The organism is Acetomicrobium mobile, assembly GCF_937920065.1.
The window spans coordinates 1-2175 of sequence record NZ_CALETC010000221.1 but is presented as its reverse complement, the minus strand read 5'-3'; the positions used below and the strand labels follow the sequence as shown (position 1 = coordinate 2175).

The following is a 2175-nucleotide window of genomic DNA, read 5'->3' as shown; positions in this document are numbered from 1 at the left end:
TTATTTATTAATTTAATAATAAGATATTCCTGGAAGGAATTATATATATCCTGCATTAATGGGGCTTGAAATATTTGCGACCCTATGGTATGGTTTTCGCGTGCGCAAAAGAGCGCTCGTGAAACTGGTTTCGTAATTTAAAACTATTTTCCGAAAGGAGGTGAACGCCATGGATCACGCCCTCTTGGGAAAGATCATCGGCAACCTGTTGCGGAAAAGGCGCATGGAGCTCAACTACACTCAGCTTGACGTATGCAAGGCTGCATCCATCTCCCAGGGTCAGCTGTCCCGCATCGAAAACGGACTTCGCATTCCCTCTTTAGCGATGCTACTCAATATATGCAAGAAGCTCAACTGGAATCTCAACATCGGAGATATAACAAAGTTCTTATCGGATGATAAGTCATCAGAGAAAAAGGAAGAAAACCGGGAAAAGGCGGAAAAGGAAGGCAGTAATGAGGACGGAGAGGACGCAGAGGAGCCCGTTTAGCACCGGCGTCCGTAGAGTGCGAAAATGCAGTAGCGTGATGCGATATTCACGCTACTTTTTTTGACAGCACGAGAGAATTTACATGGAGGTCATAAAATTGAAAAAGGGATTTTTCGTAAAAGTACATGTGAAAGTCATCACCGACGAGAGGCTGGCCATATACGAGAAGATGGCCTACGTGGCCCTGTGTCGCTTCGCCGACAGAGAGGGCAAGTGCTTTCCCGGGCTGGACACCTTAGCCCATATGGCGGGCTGCTCGCGGTCAAGGCTTTATGACGCCCTCAAAAAGCTCGAGGCCCTTGGTTACGTCCGCATAACGAAACGCGGCACATCCGGCAAAAGGCGCAGCAACCTCTATATTCTGCCGCTGCTTAACCCTTTTCTTTCCGACGCAGAAACGAAATGCGTCCATCAGGAATGCGACAGTGATACGCCCGAAAGACATATAACTATATCCAATATTAAAGAACAAGATCCAGGGGAACACTTAGAGTACACGGCACGTACGCCGCAGGGTGGACATGAGACGTTCACCTACGTGCCAAACATTCTTCCTGAAACAAGATCCGAAACCCCCTCACCCGTTTATTTGAATGATTTTAAAACACCGAAGAAGGAAGACCCAAACACCTCAGAGGCAGACCAAAACGCGCCTCAGGATGAGGAGCCTTCCATCCTCAGGCATCCTCCCTACGAAGAGATCATAAAGTCTTACGTCAGTCACTTCCCAGACCGTGAGGTGCCTCCCTTAAACGACGACACGCGTTTTTTGATGAAGATCGCAAGCATGGCCAACCACGAGCTTTTTGAGATTGACGGCTGGGAGAGGTATTTCGAGACGGTAAAAGGCCTGCCCTTTCTGATGGGCGAAAACCCCGCCGGATGGAGGCCGCCGTTTAAGTGGCTGATAAATCCGGAAAACATCAAGCATGTAAAGAAGGGATTCTTTGCTCCCGACGGACCTGTCAGCATCCTGCAGGAGGGCAAAGACACAAAGGACGTAAAGGCAGACCTGCCCGAGGGGATCAAAAGCTACCTATTGGGCCTGTCAAGGCGAATGGAAGAAAAGATGAATCAAAAAAGGAGTGCATGGCTGTGAACGACACGGACTTCGAGGAATTCGCTAAAGCGATAGCGGGCTTGGCGGAATTGTACGGTCAAAGGCTGACCAGCAAAAAGGTGACGCTTTTCTTTGAGGCATGCAGGGAGCTTTCGCTTGCGCAGGTCGTAGAGGCGGTCAAAAGGCGCATGCGCTCCGAGAGGTTCTTTCCCTCCCCTGTCGAGCTGTTTGAGGCACTTTACGGCACCTTTGAGGATCAGGCCATGATGGCTTGGGGCGACGTATTGTGGGCAGTGACGCATTGCGGCGCAAGCAGGCCCGTGAAGTTTGCTGACTATCGCATACACTTCTCTCTTGAGCACATGGGCGGCTGGCCGCGCGTCGCCCTGGCCGTCAAGGAGGGGCAGGGCTGGGCGCTTAAGGACTTTAAGATGTGGTACGTCTTCGCGCTGAAGCGAGGCGTCAGCCCCGATGAAGTCAGGCCGTACCTTCCCGGAAACGGCCCGATTCCCTACGGTGTTACCGCACAAGACATAGAAGCCCATGCCCAAGTTGTCCTGGCACAAGAGGGAACGTATCTGCGCAGGATGGGATTAAATTAAGCAAATCTATTTATATATTTACT

Annotated in this window: 3 protein-coding genes; all 3 read left to right on the top strand. The window is 50.6% G+C overall.

Features of this window, described 5'->3' with window-relative positions:
* Positions 1-169 precede the first annotated feature (169 nt).
* A complete protein-coding gene (locus tag Q7P41_RS08580; RefSeq protein ID WP_303883489.1) occupies positions 170-490 on the top strand; it encodes a helix-turn-helix domain-containing protein in 321 nt (106 codons plus the stop codon).
* 97 nt (positions 491-587) lie between these two features.
* Positions 588-1589, top strand: a complete 1002-nt coding sequence (locus Q7P41_RS08575; RefSeq protein ID WP_303883488.1) for a helix-turn-helix domain-containing protein — start codon at positions 588-590, stop codon at positions 1587-1589.
* A complete protein-coding gene (locus tag Q7P41_RS08570; RefSeq protein WP_303883487.1) occupies positions 1586-2152 on the top strand; it encodes a hypothetical protein in 567 nt (188 codons plus the stop codon). Before Q7P41_RS08575 ends, Q7P41_RS08570 begins: the two co-directional genes overlap by 4 nt.
* Positions 2153-2175: the final 23 nt, after the last annotated feature.